Raw genomic sequence first — 20612 nt, 5'->3', positions numbered from 1 at the left:
GAAGGAACATGGAGGGTAAAAGAAATGCTTAAAAAATTAATAACGATTACAGCAGCTACTGTACTCTCAGTAACTGTAAGTGCTAATGTACAGGCTGCAACGATCACAGTAAAAAAAGGGGATACCCTTTGGGACCTATCTCGTACAAATAATACTTCTGTACAAAATACTAAAATGTTAAACGGTTTAACTTCAGACCTTATTCATCCTGGTGATGAACTAACGATTGCACCAGAAAAACATTATCTAGTTGAAGAAGGTAATACTTTATGGGATATTGCAAAAAATCATAATACAACAGTTTCACAAATTAAAGAATGGAACAACTTACATACGGATCTTATCCACCCTGGATTAAATCTATTAATCTTTGAAGGTGTAAAAAATATTGCTCCATCTGAAGTTGCAAATACTGCAACAAAAACAGAAACTACTTCAAATGTGCCATCAGAAACAGTGTCACAAAAGATTGTAGCTGCACCAAAAGAAGAAGTATCTACACCAAAAGTAGAAGTAGCTGCACCAAAAGAAAAAGTAGCTACACCAAAAGTAGAAGCATCTGCACCAAAAGAAAGTGCACCTGCACCAAAAGTAGAAGCATCTACACCAAAAGAAAGTGCACCTGCACCAAAAGAAGAAGTATCTAAACCAAAAGAAAATGCATCTACTCCAAAATCAAAAGGCTCTAAAGTAGTTACAGTGGAAGCTACTGCATATACAGCTTCTTGTAAAGGGTGTTCTGGGGTTACAGCTACTGGAATTAATTTAAAAAAGAATCCAAATACAAAAGTCATTTCAGTTGATCCAAATGTAATTCCACTTGGAAGTAAAGTGTATGTAGAAGGTTATGGTGAAGCGATCGCTGGGGATACTGGAGGAGCAATCAAAGGAAATCGAATTGATGTCTTTGTAGCAAATAAACAAGATGCGATTAATTTCGGAAGAAAACAAGTAAAAGTAACAATATTAAACTAATATCCTATAAAAAACACTGGAATTCCCAAAGGGATCCAGTGTTTTTTTATAAAAGGTGAGTGGATAGCATATATAGACTGCTCTTATTTAATAGATTACTACCGGCTCATACGTGCTAAGATTATCAAACACAGTTTTCATTATACTAGGTGGTGTGTTAACGCAGCCACCCGAACCAGCAGTTAAAAAGGCATTACTTGACCAGTTAGTTCGCCAGCTAGCATCGTGGAAACCTTGACCACTATTTGTGAATGGTGCCCAATAATCGACCTTAATTTCATAAGACCCACTACCTACGTGAGAGCCCTTGAGAATAGATGGTGTCCGTTTATAAAGGATATACCACACTCCTTTTGATGTATCTTCACCAGTAATGTGTTTACCGGTAACGACATTTGTTGTGACAACCAATTGGCCATTTTTATAAAGCCAAATACGTTGCTCTGCAATCGATACTTCGGCATAAGTATCGCCAATGCCATTGTTTGTTGTCGTAGTATAACCATAACCTTCGTTATTCCAGCCATGTCCTAAAGTATGAGTAGCAGAAATAGATTTTTCTCCTGATTCAAAAGCCGCCTGAACTTGTTTTGATTCTTTCTCAAGATCTAATGCCCAGCCATAGCCTTGTCCTTTAACTGAAATGACTGATCCTGAATGGGTTTTAAATGTAAAATTTTTATCTAATGTAGATTGAGAATCATTTATTTCAGCAATCTTGTTTTTCAGACCAACTGAGTCTATCGTTATCTTCATATCTTTTGAGACAGAGGCATTCTTAATTAATTCGCTAGCATTTAAAGAATAAGTTTTATCTTGAACCTTATAATCAACTGTGTGTCCTAGGAGTGCCTGTAGTTTTTTCTTTTCATTTTTTATTATTTGATTATCTTCTTTGATAGGTTGTATGTAAACAGGTTTTAGATGGATTATACTAGCATATTCTTGTCCTTTATAGTCTTTTAATAGACGATCGACATCATATTGCTCACCATTAATGCTTTTAGAGACAATAATTTTACCTTGTTTCAATTGAACAGCCGCATCTTTTGGAGCTTTTAAGCTCTTATTAAGAGTGAGAAGTTTATCTTCAATCTGTTTTTTCATTGTATGAATTTGATCTTCATTACGTTTACTTGGCATTAAAGTAAAATTTTTTTCTTTTGAAGAAGGCAAAAACGTCCGCTGGTTTTTTACTATTTTTTTAATCGCTGGCAGATCATTTTCCGTAAAGCTCATCTTTGTATCTTTACTATCCAAGATTTGCAAGTCGCCTACATAAACGATGTTTTTATGTTCGCTTGTTTTTAATTTATTAAGTGCTTGTTTAGCGCTCAGCCCACCTATATTTATGCCGTTTATCTTGATTTGAGCATTAAAATGGGTAGCTTGATAGCTGAATGCAATGATAAGTGCAATTATAATAATGATCCCAAGCGTAATGAAATGCCACGGTAAAGACCGTTTAAATGATCTTCTTTGTTGAATATTAGTTCCTTTAACATTTAAAGTGCTTTCCAAAACAATTCCTCCCATAATCAAGTAGTCCTAGTCCATCTATCCATGTTTACTTAACTTCAGATCGCAATATTACAATTATATTACATTATTTAATTATATGTGACTATTCTACAATTTTCTTCGGTCGAACTCTGTCACAATTTGTTTAGATGTAGAAATTTTTTCCTTTTTTTAGTTAAGAGGAATTAGGTCACTGAAATTCTAATAATAAATTTCTATCTACTAATGAAGAAAATGAAAAGTGTGATTGTTCAATTCAACATTCTATTAATGTATTCAAGTTTATAAAACTCTTTATTTATTATTCACTTTATTATATTTGAAAATTAAATTTAGTAGCGTGGCCATTTCGTGTAGCTTTCAAAATGCTTTTTTATGAGAGACAGAGTTGAAAATAATAGTTTACTAATGTATCATTAATAATAATCAGAATATTCCGTTAAGGGTAGGGGGAAATGTAAATGAGTAAACAAATTCCTGAAAAATGGTGGAGTCAGCTGAGAGTGCCAGCTATATCTGCACCTATGTTTTTAGTTTCTGGTCCTGAGTTAGTAGAGGCAGCATGCTTAAATGGTGTAATTGGGTCATTTCCAGCACCGAATGCTCGCCCGATTGAGGTACTTGATCAATGGATGAGTCAATTAAATGATCATCTTGCTTTGGCGCGCGCAAATGAGCCAGATCGTAAAATAGCACCATGGGCAATGAATATGGTCGTTCATAGCTCTTATAGCAGATTACAAGAAGAGCTTGAACTGTTGAAAAAACATAAGCCTGAGCTTGTCATTACTTCATTAGGTTCTCCAAAAGTAGTGGTTGATATTGTACATAGTTATGGTGGACTTGTATTCTCAGATGTGAGTGATATTAAGTTTGCTAAAAAAGCAGCAGAGGCTGGTGTAGATGGACTAATTTTAGTTTCATCAGGTGCAGGTGGTCATGCTGGAAATTTAAATGGATTTGCGTTTGTTGATAGTGTTCGTACGTTCTGGGACGGCATTATTGTGCTAGCGGGTGGTATTTCTACTGGTAAAAGTATATTGGCTGCACAAGCTGCGGGTGCTGATTTAGCTTATATGGGAACACGCTTCATCGTTGCGAAGGAAAGCTTAGCAAATGATGAATACCGTCAAATGTTAGTTGATGCAACGCAAGATGATATCGTATTGACTGATGCATTCTCTGGTGTAAAAGCAAATATGCTAATTCCTAGTATTGTGAAGGCTGGTCTTGATCCTGAAACATTGAAAAAGAAAGATAAAGTCGATTTCGATGGAATGAAAAATGAATCAAATGCGAAGGCTTGGAAAGAAATATGGTCTGCTGGTCATGGTGTTGGGGCAATTACAAAAATCAGTTCAATTGCCGATATTATAGATGAACTCGAAGAAGAGTATAGTGAGGCAGTTAATAAACTAAATAAAAACGCTGAAAAATTAAAATCAGCGGTAAGTAAATAATAATATTGTAAGCGTTTTACCTTTCATACCGTGTATCTATTGTTTAATTATCAATTTAAGATTATAATAAATTTATTGAGATGGAATCATAGTATGGAAAATGTTATGACTCTATCAATTTAGTAAACAAAAAAATGGATTGGTATGTTAGTACGATTTGCTAATAAACTATTCCACCATGAAGACATAAAACCTTTATTAGGTATGTGTATTTCATGGTGGATTTTTTTATGGAAAAAAGGGGAGGAAAACCGTGAAAAATAACATGGTTACAATCACGATTGACGGGAAAGAAGTAATCGCAAAGCAAGGTTCTACAATTTTACAAATCATCAATAAAAATGAAATTAGTCATCCGCAAATTTGTTATGTTCCTGAAGTCGATCCAATTCAAACTTGTGATACTTGTATTGTAGAAATTAATGGTGAGCTAAAGCGCTCATGTTCAACAGTAGTTATTGACGGAATGAATATTCAATTGACTTCACCTAAAGCGAAGGAAGCTCAAACTGAAGCAATGGATCGTTTATTAGAAAATCATTTATTATATTGCACAGTTTGTGATAATAACAATGGAAATTGTAAGCTACATAACACGGTTGAAGAAATGGGCATTGAACACCAAAAGTATCCTTACAAGCCAAAAGTTGCTTCTTGTGAAGTAGATCTGTCACATCCTTTTTATCGATATGATCCAAATCAATGTATTGCATGCGGTCAGTGTGTGGAAGTATGTCAAAATCTACAAGTAAATGAGACATTATCAATTGATTGGGAGGCAGAGCGTCCACGTGTCATTTGGGATAAAGGTGTTTCAATTAATGAATCTTCATGTGTTAGTTGTGGACAATGTGTAACAATTTGTCCTTGTAATGCATTAATGGAAAAATCAATGCTTGGTGAAGCTGGGTTTATGACTGGATTAAATGACGAATTACTTGATCCGATGATTGATTTAGTTAAAAAAGTAGAGCCTGGATATAGTGGTATTTTCGCAGTTTCTGAAGTTGAAGCGGCAATGCGCGAAACACGTACGAAAAAGACAAAAACAGTTTGTACTTTCTGCGGTGTTGGCTGTACATTCGAGGTTTGGACGAAGGATCGTAAAATCTTAAAAATTCAACCGAGCTCTGATGCACCAGTAAATGCAATTTCAACTTGTGTAAAAGGTAAATTTGGCTGGGATTTCGTTAATTCCAAAGAGCGTATTACAAAGCCATTAATTCGAAAAAATGGTGTATTTCTTGAAGCGAGCTGGAATGAAGCCCTTGATTTAGTTGCAAGTAAACTTGGTTCCATTAAACAAGAATTTGGTAAAGGCTCTGTAGGTTTTATTTCATCTTCGAAAATTACGAATGAAGAAAACTATTTAATTCAGAAGTTAGCACGACAAGTATTCGAAACAAATAATGTTGATAATTGCTCACGTTACTGTCAATCACCAGCGACAGATGGCTTATTCCGTACGGTTGGTATGGGTGGAGATGCAGGAACGATAAAGGATATCGCAAAAGCAGGACTAGTTATTATCGTCGGTGCGAATCCAGCAGAAGGACATCCTGTACTTGCGACTAGAGTTAAACGAGAACATAAGCTACATGGACAAAAATTGATTGTTGCGGATCTACGTAAAAATGAAATGGCAGAACGATCTGACATTTTTATTAGACCAAAGCAAGGTACAGACCAAGTATGGCTGATGGCTGTAACAAAATATATAATTGATCAAGGCTGGCACGACTTAAAATTCATTTATGAGAATGTTCATTTCTTTGAAGATTTTAAAGTTGTACTTGAAAAATATACACTTGAATATGCCGAAAGCGTAACTGGCATTTCAAAGGAAACGTTAATTCAAATTGCTGAAATGATTCATGAAGCTGATGGAACTTGTATTTTATGGGGAATGGGCGTTACTCAAAATACGGGTGGTTCTGATACATCTGCTGCAATTTCGAACTTATTACTTGCAACAGGAAACTATAGACGTCCTGGTGCTGGCGCTTATCCGCTTCGTGGTCACAATAATGTACAAGGTGCATGTGATATGGGTACACTTCCTGGTTGGCTTCCTGGATACCAACATGTAACGGATGACGCGGCACGCATGAAGTTTGAAAAAGCGTGGGGTGTTGAAATCGCTGGAAAACCTGGTTTAGATAATATCCAAATGCTTCAATCAATTGAAAAAGGCGAAATGAAAGCTATGTATTTAGTTGGTGAAGATATGGCGCTTGTTGATTGTAATGCAAATCATGTGGATGAAGTTTTATCAGATTTGGACTTCTTTGTTGTACAAGATCTCTTTTTCTCAAAAACAGCGCAATATGCAGATGTTATTTTACCTGCTGCGCCATCACTTGAAAAAGAAGGAACATTTACAAATACTGAGCGTCGAGTACAAAGATTATATCAAGCATTACCAACTCTTGGTGAATCGAAGGCTGACTGGTGGATTGTCCAAGAAATTGCAAACCGATTAGGTGCAAATTGGAATTATCAACATCCAAGTGATGTATTTGCTGAAATGGCAAGGTTGGCACCATTATTCTCTCAAGCTAGCTACGAAGTGATGGAAGGCTGGGATAGTTTCCTTTGGGGAAGCTTAGACGGAGCAAGTACGCCACTGCTTTATGAGGATGGATTTAATTTCCCTGATAAAAAGGCAAGATTTGTTTTATCTGATTGGATGGAACCTACTGAGTTTCCAGAAGAATTTGACCTATTAATTAATAATGGTCGTATGCTTGAACATTTCCATGAAGGGAATATGACGAATAAATCATACGGTATTCAATTAAAAGTGCCTGAAATTTTTGTGGAAGTGTCACCAGAGCTTGCGAATGAACGTGGCATTAAAGATGGCTCACTAGTTCGATTAGTATCGCCGTATGGAGCGCTAAAATTACCAGCACTAGTAACTGATCGAGTACAAAAAAATGAGTTGTTCTTACCGATGAATTCAACAAGTAAAGAATCTGCAATCAATTTCTTAACAGGTCCAGCAAAAGATCACCGTACAAATACACCGGCTTATAAACAAACGAAAGTACGAATGGAAGTACTACGTGTAGAAGGTGAAAGTCCGTTGCCAAAATCAAACCCAAGAAATAAAAAGCGAAACCCTCAAAATGGAGTTGAGGTACAGCGTAAATGGGAGCAAGAAGGATACGTCCACTTAACGACAAAATAAAGGGGAATAGATATGGCACAACCAATCACGACCATTCAAAAATACGTTCCAACTAAGGAAGAGCAAAACCAACAGAAACTAGAGGATTTGAAACTTCTATTAGCAGAAAATGAAGATTCGTTAAATAAAATTTTAAACATCGTGTCTGATTTAAATGACACGGGTGTCCTTGAAGCTGCTAATTCAATGCTAAAATCAAAAGAGAAAATTGCAAAAATTGCTTTAGGACAAATGAACCGCGAGCCAGTAACGAATATCATAAATAACTTAATGGGAGCTGCTGGAGCACTTTCAAGTGTGGACCCGGAGTTAACAACAAAGCTAATCAATTCCGTAACAAAAGGAATCGATGAAGGAAATAAACATCTTGATAAGGATGATAAAATAGGAATTCTTGATTTAGTAAAAGTTTTAAAAGATCCTGATGTAAATCGTGCAGTTGGTTTTGGTATTAACTTTCTAAAAGGTATGGGAAAAGGTCTAAAAGAATAATAGAAAAAACAATTTGTATTTCATAGAAAAGAGTTTAATAATAAGAGATGAACCTTTTAATTAAAAAACTAATTGATAGGTTTATATCTAAATGAATATTTTTTGAAAAAGATGATATTATTTCAGGAAGAAGGGAATCGATAACGATGCTACCAACTGAAGTGAGAAGAGGAATTCTCCGCTTTGAAAATGGTGAAACAAACGATATTGAAGACAGCGTTGTCACAGAATTTCCCGTCACAGTAAAAATCAATGGACAAGAATTTGTTACGATGGTCAGTACCCCAGAATATATTGAAGATATGGTCGTAGGATTTCTAGCATCCGAAGGGGTCATCCGAAAATACGAGGATATTGAAAACATATGGTTCCAAGAAAAAGAAGGATTTGTCCATGTAAAAACAAAAAATATTAATCCATATTATAAAGATATTCAAAATAAAAGATATATTACATCATGCTGTGGAATGAGTAGACAAGGATTTGTTTTTGTAAATGATGCATTGACTGCAAAAACAATGAAAGAAGTGAATGTTCAACTATCATTTCAAGATTGTTTTCGATTAATGAATGAGATGCAACAATCTGCATTTTTATTTCACGGTACAGGTGGAGTCCATAATGCTGCTTTATGTGATTTAAATGGGATTGTTTTGAATAGAATGGATATTGGACGTCATAATGCCTTAGATAAAATTTACGGGTATTGCTTGAAAAATAATATAAGCATCTCCGATAAAATTATTGTTTTTAGTGGTCGTTTATCGTCTGAAATTTTACTAAAAGTCGCTAAAATTGGGTGTGAGGTAATTCTGACTAAATCTGCTCCAACTGAATTGGCTCTGCAATTAGCTGAAGAATTAGGTATTACGACAGTTGGATTTATTCGAAATCAGTCACTCAATGTTTATACTCATTCAAAGCGAATTATAAAATAGAAACTTGAATAGATCATTTAAGAAATAAAAAGAAGTGAGGCAATGGTTATGAAAAATGTTGCATTGGATAAACATCAACGACCTTTACAGGATTTACGTATATCTGTTACCGATCGCTGCAATTTTCGTTGCCGTTATTGTATGCCAGAAGAAATTTTTGGTCCGGACTATTCTTTCTTATCACAAGATAAAATACTATCCTTTGATGAAATTGAGAGATTAACGCGTATTTTTGTATCTTTAGGTGTAAGGAAAATTAGAATTACTGGTGGAGAACCTTTATTACGTAAAAATTTACCTAAACTGATTGAACGTTTAAAAAAAATAGATGGTGTTGAAGATATTGCTTTAACAACGAACGGTACATTACTTAAAAAGTTTGCAAACGATTTATATGAAGCCGGATTAAGAAGAGTGACAGTAAGCATAGACTCTTTAGATGAAGAACGATTTTCATATATGAGTGGTAATCGCGGAAATGTAAAGTCTGTACTTGAGGGGATACAAGCCGCTGCTGACATTGGTATGAAGGTTAAAATCAATATGGTTGTTCAAAAAGGAAAGAATGAACAAGATATTATCCCGATGGCACAATATTTTAAAGAGAAAAAACATATTCTTCGTTTTATTGAATACATGGATGTTGGAAACTATAACGGCTGGAAGCTTGATGAAGTAGTAGCAAAACAAACGATTATCGATATGATCAATGAAATCATGCCTTTAGAATTTACAGAAGCTAATTATGTAGGAGAAGTTGCTAATCGATATCGTTACAAAGATAGTGATGATGAAATAGGAATTATTTCATCAGTGACCGATTCATTTTGTTCAACTTGTACAAGAGCACGTATATCTGCAGAAGGAAAATTATATACATGCTTATTTGCATCGAAAGGTTATGATCTAAAAGAATTGGTAAGGTCTAATCAAAATGATGAACAAATTAAAGAAACGATTCTTTCTATATGGAGCAATCGAACTGATCGTTATTCAGATGAACGATTAAGTAATACAAAAAAAATGAATGATAAATCATCACAAAAAATTGAAATGTCACATATAGGTGGTTAATCATTACCAATAATAAAAGGTTTGGAGTTTATGCAATTTCTGTATAGCGCTCTAACCAATAATTAGAAAGTGATGATTGGTATCTCTGTTCGTTTAGCAGGGAAATTAAGCAGCATTCAGAACTCCTTATATGATGAGGATTTCTTAATGCTGCTTTATTTAATACAGGAAAACCAAGAAAAGCAGAAAAATTGGTGAGGATACTCGGAGAAAACTTTTTTCTCTGATCGCAAGGATCCTGCTCTTAAATGGAGGATATCTTATGTCAGAACGTTATTCACGTCAGCAGCTTTTTACTCCAATCGGTGAAAAAGGACAAGAATTAATTAGAAAGAAACATGTTTTAATTGTTGGGGCAGGCGCATTAGGAAGTGCTAGCGCTGAGGCACTTGTAAGAGCGGGAATTGGAAAGTTAACTTTAATTGATCGAGATTATGTTGAAATGAGTAACCTGCAAAGGCAACAACTTTATAGTGAAGAAGATGCATTTGAGAAATTGCCGAAAGTAATTGCCGCTAAACGTCGTCTACAAAAAATAAATGCAGAAGTGAACATCAATGCACTAGTAATGGATGCAAGTGTAGATAATATGGACATTTATTTGAAGGACACGGATGTTATGATTGATGCAACAGATAATTTTGATATTCGCTTTATCATAAATGATTTATCTCAGAAATATGAAATTCCGTGGGTGTATGGCTCTTGTATTGGGAGCTTTGGGATGTGTTGCACCATTCTACCAAGTAAAACCCCATGTTTAAATTGCATATTAAAAGGTGTACCAGTACCTGGAGCGACATGTGATACAGCAGGGATTATTAGTCCAGCCGTTCAATTGGTGTCAGCATACCAGGTTGCGGAAGTATTAAAACTACTAGTTGAGGATGTTTCAGCTATTAATCCAAAATTCCTTACATTTGATTTATGGAATAACCAACATTTTTCATTTAAAGTGACGAAACTCAAATCAGATGATTGTCTTTCATGTGGAACAAATAGGACGTATCCTTATTTATCTTTTGAAAATCAAACGAAAACTAGTACACTTTGTGGGCGAAACACGGTTCAAATTAGACCTTCAATGACTAAAAATTATGATTTTAATGAACTAGAAAATCAACTAAAACAACACGGAAAAGTAGGGCGGAATCCGTATTTGATCTCTTGTCAATTAGAGGATTATCGATTTGTTGTTTTTCAAGATGGAAGGGTTTTTGTTCATGGCACAAATGATATCAAGGAAGCTAAAAAACTATATTATCGTTTATTAGGTTAATAGTGAGAGGATGAAAAGAATGGTCGAAAAACGAATTCCACTACCAATAGAAGAAGCAGTTCGTAAAGTGATGGATTTTGCTACACATGGATCACAAGAAATGGTATCAATTGATTTAGCATATGGACGACTATTAGCTGATGATATTAAAGCGGATCAGGATATACCTGCATTCGACCGCTCTCCATATGATGGTTTTGCGATTCGAGCTGAAGATACTATTCTTACAAGCAATGAAAATCCAACAATTTTTGAAGTAGTTGGAGAAATTGGAGCCGGTTCAGTTTTTCCAAGTGAAGTAGCGCCATTGCAGGCTGTTCGTATTATGACCGGGGCTCAAATACCTCAAGGTTGTTCAGCCGTTGTCATGCTTGAATTAGCGAAAGAGATTAAAACTGAAGGTAAAACGTTTATTGAAATTAAACGTTCTTATCAAAAAGGCGATAATATTTCATTCCAAGGGGAAGAAACGCATAAAGGTGATATTCTTGTTAAAAAAGGAACTGAAATCAACCCTGGAGTTATCGCTTTACTTGCTACATTTGGATATAGCCAAGTTCCTGTTGCGAAGAAGCCAGTCATCGGAGTCATTGCGACAGGGAGTGAGCTGCTTGATGTCGATCAAGAACTTGAACCTGGTAAAATTCGCAATAGTAATTCTTATATGGTTCTCGCTCAAATTCAAAAAGCAGGTGCGATTCCTAAATATTTAGGAAAGTTTAGTGATGATTTGGATACTTGTTTTTCAGAAGTTAAAAATGCCTTAGAGCAAGTTGATATTTTAATTACTACAGGTGGTGTATCTGTCGGTGATTATGACTATTTACCAGATATTTACGCCAGATTAGGAGCGACAGTTTTATTTAATAAAATCGCAATGCGTCCAGGAAGTGTAACAACAGTAGCGCATTTTGAAAATAAATTATTATTCGGTTTATCAGGAAATCCATCTGCTTGTTTTGTAGGATTTGAACTATTTGTGAGACCGATTATCCAAACTTATTTATTTAACGAAACACCACATTTTAAACGAGTAAGTGCAATTTTAGGAGAAAACTTTCCAAAACCAAATCCATTTACAAGATTTGTAAGAGGAAAAATTGTTTATCAAGAAGGTCAATTAACAGCAATTCCAGCAGGTTTTGATAAGTCGAGCGCTGTATCTTCGTTAGCTTATACAGATGCTTTTATTGTATTACCTGGAGGAACTAGAAAATATGAAAAAGGTATGTCAGTCGACTTACTATTATTAGAAGGCCATGAAGGAAGTAAATGGCCTTGGTATGAATTTATTCCAGCGTATAAATAAGCAGTAGTATTCTATTAATTTAAGAAAAGTGAAGTGGTTTACTTGGAACAAACATTATTTAATATTGTCGATACACCTATTGTTGTTGAGGAAGTTTCAGATAAAGTAAAAAGTAGAAATGCAGGAGCAATTACTGTTTTTATTGGTACAGTCAGGGAGTTAACAAAAGGAAAAAAGACTTTGTCGCTAGAGTATCAAGCATATGAAACAATGGCCGTAAAAAAACTTGCCCAAATTGGTGATGAAATCAAGCAAAAATGGCCAGAAGCAATTGTTGCGATTACTCATAGAGTAGGAAGATTAGAGATTAGCGATATTGCTGTAGTCATTGCAGTTTCTTCTCCGCATCGTAAAGTTGCTTACGAAGCAAATGAATTCGCAATCGAACGAATTAAACAAATCGTTCCGATTTGGAAAAAAGAGTTTTGGGAAGATGGTACGATGTGGATCGGTGACCAATTAGAAAATACACCATACGAAAAAGGAAAACCAAATATGGAGGAATTCAAATGATTAAAGTTTTATTATTTGCTCATTTACGTGAGAAAGCTGGTACTGATGAATTGACGGTAACTGATAAAAGTGGGATAAACGTAAAAGAGTTAAAAGACTGGCTTATGAATAACTATGATTTACCACAACTGAATCAGATTATGACTGCAATAAATGAAGAATTTGTAACAGATGAAGAAATTGTAAACGATGGAGATACGATCGCATTTATTCCACCAGTAAGTGGAGGATAATGGATTTAATTAGGCATGAAAGAAGGTGGAATGATGCATAAACATAATGAAAAAGCGGTTGTTACAGCTGCGGTTTTAACAGTTAGTGATACTAGAACTGTTGAAACTGATGAGAGCGGTAAACTAATTAAAGCTTTGTTAAATGAGAAAAATCATATTGTTCATGATTATAAAATGACAAAAGATGAAATAGCATTAATCGATTCGATTGTTAGAACGTGGAGTGAAGATGATTCGATTCAAATTATTATCATAACTGGTGGTACTGGTTTTACGAAAAGAGATGTTACATATGAAGCAATTTCTAAGATGCTCGATAAAGAAATGCAAGGATTTGGAGAACTGTTCCGTTCATTAAGTTACTCAGAAATCGGTGCAAAGGCTATGTTTAGTAGAGCAATCGCAGGTAGTTTTCATGATAAAGCGATATACGTAATTCCAGGTTCAAAGAACGCAGTAAATCTAGCAATGTCAAAACTTATTTTACCAACATGCCAACATTTTGTGGAAGAATTAAATAGACAATGAACATAGCTGGCGTCGTTTTAGCAGGTGGGAAATCCTCCCGTTACGGTAAACCAAAAATGTTTGAAACGTATAAAGACAAATTATTGTATGAATATAGTGTAGAAGCCTTAAAGGAAAATTCTATTTCACCTATTATCATTTCAACAAACGAAAAACTAGTTCCGTATTTTAGTAAAAATGATCTAGACTTTGTCATTGAAGGAGAAGCTGAAGAATACCAAGGACCTTTGTATGCGATGTACAACGCATTTTCAAACAGACCACGCTATGACTGGTATTTTGTCTTAGCCTGTGACACACCTTTTATTACAGCTGACTTTGTAAAAAATATGATCGCCAAGGCAGAAAATACGAATGTTGATGCAATCGTACCGATTCAGTCCGATAAACTACAACCACTATTTGCGCTTTATCATCGGAATAGCATCGAAAAAATGAAAGAGATTTTAGATAAAAACAATCGAAAAGTTCAGTTATTATTCAGTGAAGTGCATGTAATGACTGTCCAATTTTCAAGTGACGATATGATCTTTAAGAATATAAATCGTCCGAATGACTGGATTTGAAAAAATGAACAATCAAATTTAAGAATTACCAGGAGGAACTCCCATGAGTGAATTTTCCCATTGGAATAAAGAAGGAAGACCTAAAATGGTCGATATATCAGAAAAAGACATTACAACTAGAACAGCAATTGCGCAAAGTACAATTTCGATTTCAACGGAATTGTATGAAGCAATTCAAAATGGATTAATTAAAAAAGGTGATCCGCTAAATGTTGCACAAATTGCTGGCATTATGGGAGCTAAAAAAACTTCAGACATTATTCCAATGTGTCACCCAATCGCACTTTCTGGGACTGACTTTACATTCGAATATGTAGAGGCACCTAATGGTTACGATTTAATCATCCGTGCTACAGTGAAATGCAGTGGGAAAACTGGAGTCGAAATGGAGGCACTTACAGCTGTAAGTGTAGCAGGCCTTACATTTTACGATATGTGTAAAGCCGTTGATAAAAGTATGGTCATAAAGGAAACGTTTTTAGTTCAAAAAACAGGTGGTAAAAGCGGCGACTTTTTCCATAAATAAGATTGGAACATAAGCTTAATTAATTAATAGCATCTCCTATTTAATCAATTAAGTTTTCCAATTTTTTATCAAACACAAATACTGAAATCGCAATATCTTCTTCAACTTTCATATCGGAGAAAAGATTGATAAACTTAGCATCAACGATTTCTTCTAACTTAACTGGAGGATTTTTCGCATATACATCTTGAATCATCTTAGTTCTAGCATTATGTACGATATCACGCCCTTCAGAAGTTTGAGCGATAAATAGCTCGGTAGGAGTAAGATTTCCATACAAAGTTGAAACAGCCATATTTTCAACAAAAACAGTATGGATTCTTTCAGGCCCTTTACCAAATAGCTCTTTACGCAGTTTTCGTATATAGTCATTAAATTCATGGATGACTTTAGACATTACAAATACCCCTTAACTTAGTTCTGTTTTTCTTATCATAAAACAATGGTTAGAAAATTTAAAGAAAAAAACTTTTGTGCACATCTACAACTAAATTTTAGTTAAAGAAAGTTCGAAACTAGTAATTGAAATAAACTACTCAACCATGAATCAAAATCGATTAAATTGATTTTTGTATTTATGGTGTTTTTTAAAGTGGGCTCCTTATAATAAGAGTATTTCATAAAAAGGAATTGAGAGCGATGAATAAGAAACATTCCATTATACAAATCGTAGGCTATCAAAATAGTGGGAAAACAACACTGACTGAAAAACTAATCAAACAGGCAAATCATCAAGGATTATTAGCTGCTACTATAAAACATCACGGGCATGGCGGTGCTCCTGATTTAGAAACAAATCGTAAAGACAGTATTCGTCACTTGAATGCAGGAGCAATCGTTTCTAGCGTTGAAGGTGATGGAGTCTTACAATTAAGAACAAATTCAATCAATTGGAATTTAAAGAAAACAATTGAATTATATCGCTTTTTTTCTACTGATATTATTTTTATTGAAGGTTATAAAAGGGAAAGTTACCCAAAAGTAGTATTAATAAGAAGTGAGGATGATCTAGATTTACTTGATTTATTATCGAATATTAAATGTGTGATAAGCCATGTTGAGATTGAAGAGAGTAGATTGAAAGAGTATCACTATTTCCTTCTTGAGGATGAAGAGAATTATTTAGATTTCTTGATAAATGAAATTACAGGAGATAATTTCATAGAGGATTAAAAGGTAAAATATTTAAGAAATAGATGAAAAATGATTTGAAATGAGGAGATTAATTGTTAGAAGAGTTTTTAATACCCCTTAAGATTTCCCTTAAGGTTACGATCGTCGCAGGAGTTATCGTTATTATTTTAGGGACTATAGCTGGAAGAATTCTCTCTATGAAATCTTTTAAAGGTAAAACACTTCTAGAAACAATTTTAATGTTACCTTTAGTTCTTCCTCCTACTGTTGTAGGATTTTTACTATTAGTCATTTTCGGAAGACAAAGCTTTGTCGGAAAAATGATCGAATGGCTATTTAAACAGCCAATTGTTTTTACATGGTGGGCCGCTGTAATTGCTTCAATTGTAGTTGCATTTCCGCTTATGTATCAATCGGCAAAAACTGGATTTCAAAGTGTAGATAACGAGATTGAAGAGGCAGCTCGAGTTTGTGGAGCAAATGAATGGAACGTTTTTTTCTTTATTTCAATTCCACTTTCATTAAAAGCCATTATCTCAGGAAGCATTCTAAGCTTTGCTAGAGTACTAGGGGAGTTCGGTGCTACACTTATGTTTGCTGGAAACATACCAGGTGTAACTCAAACTGTCCCGACGGCAATTTATTTAGCAATTGATTCTGGAAATATGAAAATGGCTTGGTTATGGGTGCTTTCAATGGTCTTAATTTCTTTTATTATGCTTTTAGTAGTACAGTTGAAACAAAAATAATTTTGCAAATTTATATTGTCTCTTAATTAGTATATAATCTGTATGTAGGAGATTTTTCCTTTTAATTCCAGAATTCTAGTTTACATAAAATAAAACCGAGTTTTACCATTAGAAACCTTAAAAGGAGATGGTGGAAAGTATGGCAAATAAAGTTGAGTTAATTAATCTTGCAGTAGGATTACCGAGTAAAATGGAATACGGCGAAAACAAAGAGATGATAACGGGGATTTGTAAAAAGGAAATAGAAGAAGTTTACTTATCCAAAGAAGGCTTTAAAGGTGATGGAGTTGCCGACTTAAAGCATCATGGGGGCCCAGATCGAGCTGTATGTGTGTATTCATATGAGCACTACGAGCTATGGGAAAAAGAGTTTAATATAAATTTACCACTTTCTGCATTTGGAGAGAATATTACAGTTACAAATATGCTAGAAAAGGACGTATGCATTGGCGATATCTACCAAATTGGTGATGCTATCATACAAATTACACAAAGTAGAATACCTTGTGACACAATTACAAGGAGAACGAATGTAGCACTTAAGAGAATCGTAGAAACTGGTTTTACAGGCTACTTATGCCGTGTATTAAAAGAAGGAACGATCAGAAAAGATTCAAAAATAGAATTAATCGAAACTCAAAAAAACAAAGTTTCGGTTTTATATTGCAATGAGATTTATTTCCATCATCCAAAAGACGTTGAAGGGATTAAAGCGATATTGGAAGTTCCTGAGTTAGCAGAAGATTGGAGAAATCGGTTAAATAAGCGTTTGGAGAATTTAGTTTAATATTTTACTAGTTAAAGGGATGTGGATTGAGTTGGTGGGCTCCTTTTTATTAATAAATAGGCTATTTTAAATTAAACTGGTTTTTTTTGAATTAAATTAGACAATCCTAAAGTATAGTGTGACTAACTGCAAGCTATTTTACAATTTCTAATTAGTATAAAATAGGCTTAAGAAATTATATTTTAACGGGGTGGTAATGAAAATGAAGATTTTGTATGATGAAACTTACACTTCAGAAGACGGAAAGCGAACAAGTAGGAATATATGGTATGGAGATGCTGATTTAACTGTTGAGGGTAAATTTGGAAAAGTCATTAATCTTAATGAAGATTTTATGGATAATTTATGCGAAATAATAAAAAATGACTTATCTAAAAATGCAAATAAAAAGCCAACTGAAACTAACTGGTATATTTATGGAAGTGGTGTAACGGCGGAATCGATTGGTGAAAATAACCGTCCGACAATTATGGTTCGTGAAAGGTCTGACGAGTTTATAACTAATTTTAATATCAGTGACCACGATTTTGCTGTAAATATTGATGCTATTCTGTTGTTTAAGGCGAATTTTGAAAAACGTTTAGCTAGTAAATGAGGAGTCACTATAAGTATTTTCAAACTATTTGGAGGATGATTTCATAATGAATTCATTCTCCTTTTTCATTTTATGTGAGTGGAGGAAAAGGATATTTATTGAATCAAAAAAGAGATGCCGAAGCACCCCTTGTTGTTAAAAATAAAAATCTATTAACGATCGACTGAAAATGTAGTTGTATGCCAATGTTTCGAACTTGTTTTTTTATTTGCTATCCAACCATTCTTTTTAAGTTCTTTAGCAATCAACAGATTAAAAAATCCATGGCCAACCAATACAATATGCGAATGTTCTTGGGCATATTGTATTAATAATTTTGATGCTTTTTCAGCTCTAATTTTTGCGTCATTCAAAGACTCACAGTTACTTGAATACCCGCCAAACCAAAGACATCTCAATATAACTGCCCAAATACTTGGTTTTAACCTCATTCCAAACAAATTTGTTAAAGAGGTTTCATCAGGCAAACGAGCCTATCATACCCACCTCTCCAAGTAAAGTCCTATCGTTGTTTACGTTGAAAACTATAATTAATTATTAAATATAATAAGTAAACAAAGATAGAAAATAGGCTGTTTTTATATCGTTATTTACGTTGAATACGGGTAAAAACGATACTACAGATAAGCATGCGTTAGTTGAATAAGTATATCGTTTTAATCATTAAAATAATGATTATACCTTCTAAATAAAGAGTTTCTTCTTTTATTAATTGGCTCATTGTAATGATCAATAAACCCATTACCTAAAGTCATACTACAAAAGTCTTTACTTACTCCAAATGTGTATTTTCCAGGTACAAATGGGAATTCAACTACTTCCCATTTTGCTTCTTTATGATTTTGTACAACTACTTCTCCAAAATAAATTGCCATTACTTTTTCAAATTCATTTCTATTTATTCCTAACTTAACAAATTCATTATTTTCATATAACTCAAAATACCATTTTTCCAAATTTTTTAAGCTTACAATTATATAATCAGCTTTAAAAATGTCGGATTCTTGGCTAATTAATTCTAATTGTTTTAGTAAATCATCTTTATACTTCAAAAAGAACTTCTCTGCTTCCTTAATATTATCAAACTCTTGGAGTTTTTCTCCATACTCAATAGCAGCTTTTAATCCCTCTTTAGACATCAAATTCACCTTTCCAATTACGCGATAACATATTTTATTATATAGAATTCTAAGATTTTAAGCATAAACCTTCTTCAACTATATTGCATTATGTTGAATAACAAAATCAAACCAATAACAATACCAAAAAATAAAAAAACACGTTTACCCAAAAATAAAGTAAACGTGTCAAAACAGCGAAACATTTGTATTCTTTAAGTTCCCATTATTCTAAAACCCGATCATTCCCGCTTTCCTAACTCACCAGTTGATTCCCTAATAATTAGTCTTGTAGGTAATAAAATTTCATGTATTGGCTCGTCTTTGTTTTCAATTCTCCAGCATAATTGTTCAACTGCTTTTTTACCGAAGAAGTTTAGGTCGATATCCATTGTCGTCATTTTTGGTGTTGCAATTTGAGAAAGCTGACCATTGTCAAAGCTACAAACAGATACATCATCTGGTACATTGAATCCTCTTTGTTGTAATTCAGTTTGAACTAGAAAACCAAGTCCATCATTTACACAAAAATAGGCAGTAGGTTGTTTTGAAAATTGATCAAGGGAATCTTTAATATGAGCCTGTTCTTCTTTTGCGTGATTTAACAGTAGGGCTTCATCATGTTCTATTCCATATTTTTTTAGAGCTAAAAAATATCCTTCTAATCTTTCCTGGTAGCTTGGTGAAATGTCTACATCTCCAACGAAGCTAATTTCTTTATGTCCTAATTTAATTAAGTGCTCAACAGCTGTAAATGCTGCAAAGCGATTATTCGTTAAAATTGAATCAGCATGAAGGAATGGTTCATGGTGGTCAATTAAAACGGTAGGAATACCGGAGCTTATAACTTTTGCAGTGTAGTCTGTATTAATATGAGACAAAATCAATAATCCATCAATTTCTTGATTCGTTAATAAAGTAGGCATAATTAAATTTTCAACCGAATGCTGATCGATTGATTCAATTAAAAAGTTTATGTCTTTAGTTTTTAATTCTTTTTGAATACTTAAATAAATTTCACCAAAAAATCCAGTTAAAGAAAACGCAAGATCTGAAGCAATTAATCCAATGGTTTTTATTGTTTTTTCTTCTACTTGTTTTTGGGTACGAATAGTTGAATAGGAATAACCTAATTCATCTGCAGTATCTTGAATTAGCTTTCTTGTTTCTTCACTAACGCCAGGTTTTCCGGATAAAGCCTGCGATACGGAGTTTTTTGAGATGTTTAATCGTGTTGCAATGTCTTGCATTGTAACTTTCTTTTCCATTTATAAATTTCTCCCCTAAATAATCTATCTAAATTATATCCTAAAATTTATTGTAAGTTTATTGTAACGTTACAAAACTAGTAATGCAACTATTTGTAATGTTGTTTAATTAATTTTATTGTTAAAAAACTATGAAAATAGTAAAAATTCACTTGACTAATATTATGTTAGGTGAAATAATCAGCTTATAAGTTTGTTAATAACGTTACAAATTAGCAATTACATATATTTGTAATGTTGTAGTAATGTTTGTTTGTGTATTTGTAGTATTAATTGAATAAAGGGCACAAATAACTATTTTTATGAATGACCTAACAACTATTATACCTTTTTTTCGAGTATTTGTTAGCGCTT

Annotated in this window: 22 protein-coding genes; 17 read left to right on the top strand and 5 right to left on the bottom strand. The window is 33.8% G+C overall.

Annotated elements, in window-relative coordinates; all coding sequences use genetic code 11:
- Positions 1–24: 24 nt before the first annotated feature.
- Positions 25–975 (top strand): LysM peptidoglycan-binding domain-containing protein, encoded by a 951-nt coding sequence (locus B6K90_RS03310; RefSeq protein WP_088011166.1) that lies wholly within the window; start codon positions 25–27, stop codon positions 973–975.
- 87 nt (positions 976–1062) lie between these two features.
- Here the strand turns inward: B6K90_RS03310 and B6K90_RS03305 are convergent, their stop codons facing one another.
- Positions 1063–2511 carry a L,D-transpeptidase family protein gene (locus tag B6K90_RS03305; RefSeq protein ID WP_088011164.1) on the bottom strand — a complete coding sequence of 483 codons (1449 nt, stop codon included), beginning with the start codon at positions 2509–2511 and terminating at the stop codon, positions 1063–1065.
- Between the two features lie 446 nt (positions 2512–2957).
- Here B6K90_RS03305 and B6K90_RS03300 point away from each other — a divergent pair, with 446 nt between their 5' ends.
- From B6K90_RS03300 to moaC, 12 genes are all read left to right on the top strand, one after another.
- Positions 2958–3956: an NAD(P)H-dependent flavin oxidoreductase gene (locus B6K90_RS03300; RefSeq protein WP_088011162.1), complete on the top strand. Its 999-nt coding sequence runs from the start codon at positions 2958–2960 to the stop codon at positions 3954–3956.
- Between the two features lie 265 nt (positions 3957–4221).
- Entirely contained in the window at positions 4222–7149 is a 2928-nt protein-coding gene (fdhF, locus tag B6K90_RS03295) for a formate dehydrogenase subunit alpha (RefSeq protein WP_139840677.1), read from the top strand.
- A gap of 12 nt (positions 7150–7161) precedes the next feature.
- Positions 7162–7641: a DUF1641 domain-containing protein gene (locus B6K90_RS03290; protein WP_088011157.1), complete on the top strand. Its 480-nt coding sequence runs from the start codon at positions 7162–7164 to the stop codon at positions 7639–7641.
- Between the two features lie 146 nt (positions 7642–7787).
- Positions 7788–8579: a formate dehydrogenase accessory sulfurtransferase FdhD gene (fdhD, locus tag B6K90_RS03285; protein WP_088011155.1), complete on the top strand. Its 792-nt coding sequence runs from the start codon at positions 7788–7790 to the stop codon at positions 8577–8579.
- Between the two features lie 48 nt (positions 8580–8627).
- Positions 8628–9653 carry a GTP 3',8-cyclase MoaA gene (gene moaA / locus B6K90_RS03280; protein ID WP_088011153.1) on the top strand — a complete coding sequence of 342 codons (1026 nt, stop codon included), beginning with the start codon at positions 8628–8630 and terminating at the stop codon, positions 9651–9653.
- Positions 9654–9915: 262 nt separating this feature from the next.
- Entirely contained in the window at positions 9916–10932 is a 1017-nt protein-coding gene (locus B6K90_RS03275; protein WP_088011151.1) for a molybdopterin-synthase adenylyltransferase MoeB, read from the top strand.
- Positions 10933–10951: 19 nt separating this feature from the next.
- Positions 10952–12241: a molybdopterin molybdotransferase MoeA gene (locus B6K90_RS03270; RefSeq protein ID WP_088011149.1), complete on the top strand. Its 1290-nt coding sequence runs from the start codon at positions 10952–10954 to the stop codon at positions 12239–12241.
- Between the two features lie 42 nt (positions 12242–12283).
- Positions 12284–12754, top strand: a complete 471-nt coding sequence (locus tag B6K90_RS03265; RefSeq protein WP_088011146.1) for a molybdenum cofactor biosynthesis protein MoaE — start codon at positions 12284–12286, stop codon at positions 12752–12754.
- Positions 12751–12987, top strand: coding sequence for a molybdopterin converting factor subunit 1 (moaD, locus tag B6K90_RS03260; protein ID WP_088011144.1), 237 nt, complete (start codon positions 12751–12753; stop codon positions 12985–12987). Before B6K90_RS03265 ends, moaD begins: the two co-directional genes overlap by 4 nt.
- A gap of 33 nt (positions 12988–13020) precedes the next feature.
- On the top strand, positions 13021–13515 hold the full coding sequence (locus tag B6K90_RS03255) for a MogA/MoaB family molybdenum cofactor biosynthesis protein (protein ID WP_088011452.1): 495 nt from the start codon (positions 13021–13023) through the stop codon (positions 13513–13515).
- A complete protein-coding gene (locus tag B6K90_RS03250) occupies positions 13512–14081 on the top strand; it encodes a molybdenum cofactor guanylyltransferase (protein ID WP_088011142.1) in 570 nt (189 codons plus the stop codon). Before B6K90_RS03255 ends, B6K90_RS03250 begins: the two co-directional genes overlap by 4 nt.
- A gap of 43 nt (positions 14082–14124) precedes the next feature.
- Positions 14125–14607, top strand: coding sequence for a cyclic pyranopterin monophosphate synthase MoaC (moaC, locus tag B6K90_RS03245; protein ID WP_088011140.1), 483 nt, complete (start codon positions 14125–14127; stop codon positions 14605–14607).
- A gap of 40 nt (positions 14608–14647) precedes the next feature.
- On the opposite strand, the gene B6K90_RS03240 is transcribed toward moaC, so the two are convergent.
- Positions 14648–15004 carry a DUF2294 domain-containing protein gene (locus B6K90_RS03240; protein WP_088011138.1) on the bottom strand — a complete coding sequence of 119 codons (357 nt, stop codon included), beginning with the start codon at positions 15002–15004 and terminating at the stop codon, positions 14648–14650.
- Between the two features lie 242 nt (positions 15005–15246).
- Between B6K90_RS03240 and mobB the strand changes: the two genes are divergently transcribed.
- The 4 genes from mobB to B6K90_RS03220 all read left to right on the top strand — a co-directional run bounded on the left by mobB (position 15247) and on the right by B6K90_RS03220 (position 17872).
- Entirely contained in the window at positions 15247–15780 is a 534-nt protein-coding gene (mobB, locus tag B6K90_RS03235) for a molybdopterin-guanine dinucleotide biosynthesis protein B (protein WP_088011136.1), read from the top strand.
- Positions 15781–15833: 53 nt separating this feature from the next.
- The gene (gene modB / locus B6K90_RS03230; RefSeq protein ID WP_088011134.1) at positions 15834–16490 is read left to right on the top strand and encodes a molybdate ABC transporter permease subunit; all 657 of its coding nucleotides are present in this window, start codon (positions 15834–15836) and stop codon (positions 16488–16490) included.
- Positions 16491–16629: 139 nt separating this feature from the next.
- On the top strand, positions 16630–17277 hold the full coding sequence (locus B6K90_RS03225) for an MOSC domain-containing protein (RefSeq protein ID WP_088011131.1): 648 nt from the start codon (positions 16630–16632) through the stop codon (positions 17275–17277).
- Positions 17278–17479: 202 nt separating this feature from the next.
- Positions 17480–17872 (top strand): hypothetical protein, encoded by a 393-nt coding sequence (locus tag B6K90_RS03220; protein WP_088011129.1) that lies wholly within the window; start codon positions 17480–17482, stop codon positions 17870–17872.
- A 152-nt stretch (positions 17873–18024) separates the two neighbouring features.
- Here the strand turns inward: B6K90_RS03220 and B6K90_RS03215 are convergent, their stop codons facing one another.
- From B6K90_RS03215 to B6K90_RS03205, 3 genes are all read right to left on the bottom strand, one after another.
- Positions 18025–18339, bottom strand: coding sequence for a hypothetical protein (locus B6K90_RS03215; RefSeq protein ID WP_088011127.1), 315 nt, complete (start codon positions 18337–18339; stop codon positions 18025–18027).
- Between the two features lie 189 nt (positions 18340–18528).
- Positions 18529–19011: a hypothetical protein gene (locus B6K90_RS23955; RefSeq protein WP_212667531.1), complete on the bottom strand. Its 483-nt coding sequence runs from the start codon at positions 19009–19011 to the stop codon at positions 18529–18531.
- A 221-nt stretch (positions 19012–19232) separates the two neighbouring features.
- Positions 19233–20258, bottom strand: a complete 1026-nt coding sequence (locus tag B6K90_RS03205; protein ID WP_088011124.1) for a substrate-binding domain-containing protein — start codon at positions 20256–20258, stop codon at positions 19233–19235.
- Between the last annotated feature and the right edge of the window lie 354 nt (positions 20259–20612).

Source organism: Gottfriedia acidiceleris, assembly GCF_002128425.1.
GTDB lineage: Bacteria > Bacillota > Bacilli > Bacillales > Bacillaceae_G > Gottfriedia > Gottfriedia acidiceleris.
This window is presented reverse-complemented; position numbering and strand designations above follow the sequence as displayed.